The 5,983-nt window shown below is 68.6% G+C and carries 6 protein-coding genes; 3 read left to right on the top strand and 3 right to left on the bottom strand.

Features of this window, described 5'->3' with window-relative positions:
* Nucleotides 1–640, top strand: a 640-nt coding sequence (locus tag RHOFW104R8_RS11325) for an Ig-like domain-containing protein (protein ID WP_235605144.1), incomplete at its 5' end; no start/stop codon positions are given.
* Nucleotides 641–742: 102 nt separating this feature from the next.
* Here RHOFW104R8_RS11325 and RHOFW104R8_RS11320 read toward each other — a convergent pair.
* A complete protein-coding gene (locus RHOFW104R8_RS11320) occupies nucleotides 743–1,216 on the bottom strand; it encodes a DUF1456 family protein (RefSeq protein WP_068094779.1) in 474 nt (157 codons plus the stop codon).
* A 396-nt stretch (nucleotides 1,217–1,612) separates the two neighbouring features.
* Here RHOFW104R8_RS11320 and RHOFW104R8_RS11315 point away from each other — a divergent pair, with 396 nt between their 5' ends.
* On the top strand, nucleotides 1,613–2,206 hold the full coding sequence (locus tag RHOFW104R8_RS11315; protein ID WP_068094775.1) for a YigZ family protein: 594 nt from the start codon (nucleotides 1,613–1,615) through the stop codon (nucleotides 2,204–2,206).
* Between the two features lie 127 nt (nucleotides 2,207–2,333).
* Complete coding sequence (locus RHOFW104R8_RS11310) at nucleotides 2,334–4,106, top strand: ABC transporter transmembrane domain-containing protein (protein WP_068094772.1); 1,773 nt, start codon at nucleotides 2,334–2,336, stop codon at nucleotides 4,104–4,106.
* Between the two features lie 127 nt (nucleotides 4,107–4,233).
* On the opposite strand, the gene RHOFW104R8_RS11305 is transcribed toward RHOFW104R8_RS11310, so the two are convergent.
* Both RHOFW104R8_RS11305 and RHOFW104R8_RS11300 read right to left on the bottom strand, forming a co-directional pair.
* Nucleotides 4,234–5,286 (bottom strand): NAD(P)-dependent alcohol dehydrogenase, encoded by a 1,053-nt coding sequence (locus RHOFW104R8_RS11305; protein ID WP_068094769.1) that lies wholly within the window; start codon nucleotides 5,284–5,286, stop codon nucleotides 4,234–4,236.
* 34 nt (nucleotides 5,287–5,320) lie between these two features.
* On the bottom strand, nucleotides 5,321–5,728 hold the full coding sequence (locus RHOFW104R8_RS11300) for a cupin domain-containing protein (RefSeq protein ID WP_068094766.1): 408 nt from the start codon (nucleotides 5,726–5,728) through the stop codon (nucleotides 5,321–5,323).
* Nucleotides 5,729–5,983: the final 255 nt, after the last annotated feature.

Genomic DNA, 5,983 nt, shown 5'->3' with positions numbered 1-5,983 from the left:
GTTCTACGTGGACAACGCGCTGGTGGCCACCGACACCGCCGCGCCGTACACGGCCACGCTGGATTCCACCACGCTCGGCAACGGCACGCACAGCCTGGTCGCCAAGGCCTACGACGCGGCCGGCAACGTCGGCACCAGCAGCACGGTCAGCTTCAGCATTTCCAACGGCGGCACCGCCACCGAACTGGTGAAGAACAACAGCTTCGAGAACGGCACCACGCCGTGGACGCAGACCAGCGGGGTCATCACCAACGCCAGCGGCGAGCCGGCCCGTACCGGCAGCTACAAGGCCTGGCTGGACGGCTATGGCAGCGCGCACACGGATTACGTGCGCCAGCAGATCACCATTCCGGCGACGGCGACCAAGGCCACGCTGGACTTCTACATGCACATCGACACCGCCGAGACCACGACCAGCACGGCCTACGATACGCTCAGCGCGCAGGTGATCACCTCCGCCGGCAAGTACGTGACGCTGGCAACCTGGTCGAACCTCAACGCGGCCAGCGGCTACGTCGAGCATGCCGTGGATCTGTCGGCCTACATCGGCCAGACCATCCAGATCAATTTCTACGGCGTGGAAGACAGTTCCAACCAGACCTCGTTCGTGATCGACGACGTCAGCGTGAAGGCGCAGTAAGCGGGAAGGCGGGAGTTCCGTAGCGAACTCCCGCCCTCCCCCAGCTCCACTCGCACGCCCATCGGGCGGAAGGGCGTGACGGCAGACGCACCTGCCAACCGCTCAGTCGTTGCCGCGCACCCGCATCGTCAGCCCCTTCAGGAAATTGCGCAGCAGCTGGTCGCCGCACAGCCTGAAGTTCTTGTGGTCGCTCTGGCGGAACAGCGCGCTGAGCTCCGGCTTGGAGATCGGGAAACCGGCGGCCTCGAGGATCTCGTGCATGTCCACGTCCTTCAGCTCGAACGCCACGCGCAGCTTCTTCAGCACCACGTTGTTGGTGACGCGCTTTTCCGGCGGGCGCGGCGGCCGGCTCTCGTCCTTGCCACGGCGGTGGAAGACCAGGCCGTCGAGGAACAGTGCCAGCACCTTGTTGCTGCACTCAGCGTAGCCGGGTTCGTCATCCTTCCTCAGGAACGCCTGCACGTCTTCCTTGCCGATCGGCGAGGCCGCATCCGCCAGGTGGATGATGTCCACCACCCTGCCGTCGCTGAGGTCGAGCATGTAGCGGATGGCGCGCAATACGTCGTTGTTGATCATGGGGTTCGGTCGGTCCTGCAGGGGACGCCATGCTACCGCACCGGCCCGGCGTACCCGGTGAAGCCGACCGGCGGCCCGGCGCACGCCACCTACCCGCTGCCCGGCGATTTGCCTTAACCTCGCCACCCATGGATGCCGCGGCCACTCCCGATACGATGCGGATACCGGCCGACAACCTCGCCGCGCTGGAGGCGTCGCACGCACGCCGCCGCGACACGCCGCGCCACTTCCCGCCGCGCGGCATGCGCGATCCGCTCTCCGCATGACCACCCCGCGGCCGCCGCAGGAGCCCGGCATGCCGGGCGAACGACGGCCCGATGGGGCCGCGCCGGAACAGGCCCGCCCCGGCGCCGCCGTGGAACGTCGCAAGGCGCTGCGCGCGAAACCGCTCGAGCCATGAGCGGAACGCTGTCCACGCTAGTCCAGCCGTGCCGTCACCAGGAAGAGATCAGGAAGAGCCGCTTCCTCGCGCTGGCCGCACCGGTGGATTCGCCCGAGCAGGCGCTGGCGTTCGTGCGCGAGGCGGGCGACCCCACTGCCACGCACAACTGCTGGGCGTACCGCATCGGCCAGGACTACCGCTTCAACGACGACGGCGAACCCGGCGGCACCGCCGGCCGGCCGATCCTGCAGGCGATCGAAGGCCAGCTGATGGATCGCGTCGCGGTGCTGGTGACGCGCTGGTACGGCGGCATCAAGCTCGGCGCCGGCGGGCTGGTGCGCGCCTACGGCGGCACCACGGCGGAATGCCTGCGCCGCGCCGAGCGCGTGCCGATCGTGGCGATGGCGCGGCTGGGCCTGCGCTGCGATTTCGCCGATTTGGCCCTGCTCAAGGCGCGCCTGAAAGACTTGCAGGCCGAGGTCGAACACGAAACGTTCGGTGCCGATGGCGTGGAACTGCAACTGCGCCTGCCGGACAGCCGGGTCGACGAAGCCCAACTGCGCGTCAGCGACATCAGCCGCGGACGCAGCACCGCGAAACGCTTGTAGGAGCGCCAGGGCCGGTTGAATACTTGAAAACCATGGCCGCGGATTGAATCGACGGCAACCCGCCCCACCTTGAACGGATCGCCCGTGCGCGGGCCCGCGTCCATCTTCGATCCGCCGGCGAGAACCCATGAGCGACGCCCCTACCGACACGTCCCGCCCCGCCCACCGCATCGGCGCGCTGCGCGAACTGTGGCCGTTCCTGAAACCGCACCGCGCGCTCGCGCTCGGCTGGCTGCTGTTCCTGGCGCTGTCCTCCGGCGCCTCGCTGGTGCTGCCGATGGCGTTCCGCCATATCATCGACCAGGGCTTCGGCCACTCCAGCCAGGCGGTGATCAACCAGACCTTCATCGCCCTGTTCGGCGTGGCGCTAGTGCTGGCCTTCGCCACCGCCGCGCGCTACTTCTGCATCACGCTGCTGAGCGAGCGCGCGCTGGCTTCGCTGCGGCAGACGCTGTACGCGCACGTGATCCGGCTCGACGTGGGCTTCTTCGAGAAGAGCCGCGTGGGCGAGCTGCTGTCGCGGCTGAGCGCCGACACCGAGGTGGTGCAGGCGCTGATTGGCTCCGGCGTGTCGGTGGCGCTGCGCAGCGCGGTGATGCTGGTGGGCGCGGCGGTGGCGATGGTGTGGACCGCGCCGTCGCTGGCCGGCCTCACGGCGCTGGTGATCCCGGCGGTGATGCTGCCGATCCTGCTGTTCGGCCGCCGCGTGCAAAAGCTGTCGCGCGCCAGCCAGGACCGTCTCGCCGATGCCGCCGCGATCGCCAACGAAACCCTGAACGCCTCCACCGCGGTGAAGGCGTACGCGCGCGAGCAGATCGAGAGCACCCGCTACGGCAGCGCGATCGCCCGCGCGCTGGCCACCGCGCGCCGGCGCATCGGCATGCGTTCGCTGCTGACCATGGCGGTGATCGTGCTGGTGTTCGGCGCGATCACCCTGGTGCTGTGGGCCGGCGCACGCCATGTGCTGGCCGGCACCCTGGGCGCCGGCGTGCTGGGCCAGTTCGTGCTGTACGCGGTGTTCGCCGCCGGCTCGGTGGCCGGGCTGTCCGAGGTATGGGGCGACGTGCTGCGCGCGGCCGGCGCGATGGAGCGCATCGGCGAACTGCTCGGCGAACGCGCCGACATCGTCGACCCGGCGCAGCCGCAAGTGCTGCCGCAACCGATGCGCGGCGAGCTGCGCTTCGACGGCGTGACCTTCCACTACCCCACCCGCCCCGACGCGGCGGCGCTGCACGACTTCACCCTGACGATCCGCCCCGGCGAGACAGTGGCCCTGGTCGGCCCGTCCGGCGCGGGCAAGAGCACGGTGTTCGCCCTGCTGCTGCGCTTCTACGATCCGCAGAACGGCAGCATCCGCATCGACGGCATCGACCTGCGCGCTACCAGCCTGGCCGGCCTGCGCGGCGCGATCGCGCTGGTGCCGCAGGAAACCGTGATCTTCGCCGGCAGCGCCGCGGACAATATCCGCTTCGGCCGCCAGGATGCCGGCGACGACGAAGTACGCGAGGCCGCCCGCGCCGCCGAGGCGCACGAGTTCATCAGCGCGCTGGACGACGGCTACGGCGCCGAGCTGGGCGAGCGCGGCGTGCGCCTGTCCGGTGGCCAGCGCCAGCGCATCGCGATCGCCCGCGCGATCCTGCGCGACGCGCCGCTGCTGTTGCTGGACGAAGCCACCTCGGCGCTGGACGCGCAATCCGAAGCGGCGATCCAGCAGGCGCTGGCGCGGCTGGAACAGGGCCGCACCACCCTGGTGATCGCCCACCGCCTCGCCACCGTGCAACGCGCCGACCGCATCGTGGTGATGGACGGCGGCCGCATCGTGGCCCAGGGCACGCACGAGAGCCTGCTGGCCGAGGGCGGCCTGTACGCGGAACTGGCGCGGCTGCAGTTCGTGGCTTGAAATAACCGACGCTCCACCTGCCGGCTGCGTAGGGCGGACACCGTCCGCCGGCTCGGCCATGTACCTCGATGCAAGGCGGCGGACAGTGTCCGCCCTACGGCTCTCTGCTCTGTCCCCGCGAGTTGGCTCAACCCGCCAGCGTCGCGTTGTCGATGACGAAGCGGTACTTCACGTCGCTCTTCACCATGCGGTCGTAGGCCTCGTCGATCTTCTGCATGGGGATCATCTCGATGTCGGCGACGATGCCCTTCTCCGCGCAGAAATCCAGCATCTCCTGGGTCTCGGCGATGCCGCCGATCAACGAGCCGGCGATCGCCCGGCGCTTGAAGATCAGGTTCGCGATGCTCGGCGACGGATGCGGATGCTCCGGCACGCCGACCAGCACCAGGGTACCGTCGCGCTTGAGCAATGACGTGTATGCATCCAGCGAATGGCTGGCGGCCACGGTGTTGAGGATGAGGTCGAAGCTGTTGGCGTGCGCCTTCATCTCGCCAGCGTTGCGCGAAACCACCACCTCGTCCGCGCCCAGGTTCAGCGCATCCTGGCGCTTGCTTTCCGAGCTGGTGAACGCCACCACGTATGCGCCCATCGCGTGCGCGATCTTCACGCCCATGTGGCCCAACCCGCCGATGCCGACCACGCCGACCTTCTTGCCCGGGCCGGTGTTCCAGTGCCGCAGCGGCGAATAGGTGGTGATGCCGGCGCACAGCAGCGGCGCGACCGCGGCAAGCTGCGCTTCGGGGTGGCGAATCTTCAGCACGAATTTCTTGTCGACCACGATGCGTTGCGAGTAACCGCCCAGCGTGTGCCCCGGCGCATCCGCCGTCGGGCCGTTGTAGGTGCCGACGAAACCGTTCTCGCAGTACTGCTCCAGCCCTTCGTCGCAAGCCGCGCAATGCTGGCAGCTGCCGACCAGGCAGCCCACGCCCACGGTGTCGCCTACCTTGAAGCCGCTCACCGCGCCGCCCACGGCACTGACGTGGCCGACGATCTCGTGGCCCGGCACGCAGGGATAAAGCGTGCCGCCCCACTCGGAGCGCACGGTATGCAGGTCGGAATGGCAGACGCCGCAATAGGCGATGTCGATCTGCACATCCTGCGGACCGGGTGCGCGACGCTCGATATCGACGGGCTGCAGCGGCTTGTCGGCGGCATGTGCGCCGTAGGCTTTGGTGGTCATGGGGCTTTCCTCATTGGGGGATGGCGGAACGGAATCAGGGCGTCGGCCCCACAAGATATTCCTCGTCGGTGACCTTCTCCATCCATTCGACCACCTTGCCGTCCTTCGCTTCCTGGATGGCGAGGTGGGTCATCGCCGTGGTCGGCGTGGCGCCGTGCCAGTGCCGGTGGTTCGCGGGGCAGCAGACGATGTCGCCGGCGTTGATCTCGACGATCGGGCCGTTCTCGCACTGGGTCCAGCCCTTGCCCGCCGTGACGATCAGCGTCTGCCCGAGCGGATGGGTATGCCAGGCGCTGCGCGCAGCCGGCTCGAAGGTCACGCTGGCCCCGGCCATGCGCGATTCACCGCCGCGCTGGAACTGCCAGTCGATGCGCACATTGCCGGTGAAGTACTCGGCCGGCCCCTTGACGGAGGCCTGCGCGCCGTTGCGGATGATATCCATGGCGATGCTCCTGTGGATGGATGAAAAATATGCGGGGCTTTCGAGACGCCCTGCCATGACGACCCCTTGGAACATCCCGAACAATCCGTTCCGAAACGCCTGTAGGAGCGCACCCTGTGCGCGATGCTCTTGCTTCGGCTTCGTAGGGCGGGCACTGCCCGCCGGCTCTTCAGCTAAGAGCGGCGGGCAGTGCCCGCCCTTGTATTCTGATTTTGCCCGAGTCGCGCTTGGGCAAAAGGGTGTCCGGATGCCGTG

This window comes from Rhodanobacter sp. FW104-R8 (assembly GCF_001617365.1).
Classification (GTDB): domain Bacteria; phylum Pseudomonadota; class Gammaproteobacteria; order Xanthomonadales; family Rhodanobacteraceae; genus Rhodanobacter.
Note: the sequence above shows the minus strand (reverse complement) of the source record. Positions and strands in the feature narration are given on the sequence as shown.

Bases quoted from the DNA above. Each gene is read 5' to 3' on its own strand.
- RHOFW104R8_RS11305 (WP_068094769.1), bottom strand. From the start codon at position 5,286: ATGACCACCAAAGCCTACGGCGCACATGCCGCCGACAAGCCGCTGCAG.
- RHOFW104R8_RS11315 (WP_068094775.1), top strand. From the start codon at position 1,613: ATGAGCGGAACGCTGTCCACGCTAGTCCAGCCGTGCCGTCACCAGGAA.
- RHOFW104R8_RS11310 (WP_068094772.1), top strand. From the start codon at position 2,334: ATGAGCGACGCCCCTACCGACACGTCCCGCCCCGCCCACCGCATCGGC.
- RHOFW104R8_RS11320 (WP_068094779.1), bottom strand. From the start codon at position 1,216: ATGATCAACAACGACGTATTGCGCGCCATCCGCTACATGCTCGACCTC.
- RHOFW104R8_RS11300 (WP_068094766.1), bottom strand. From the start codon at position 5,728: ATGGATATCATCCGCAACGGCGCGCAGGCCTCCGTCAAGGGGCCGGCC.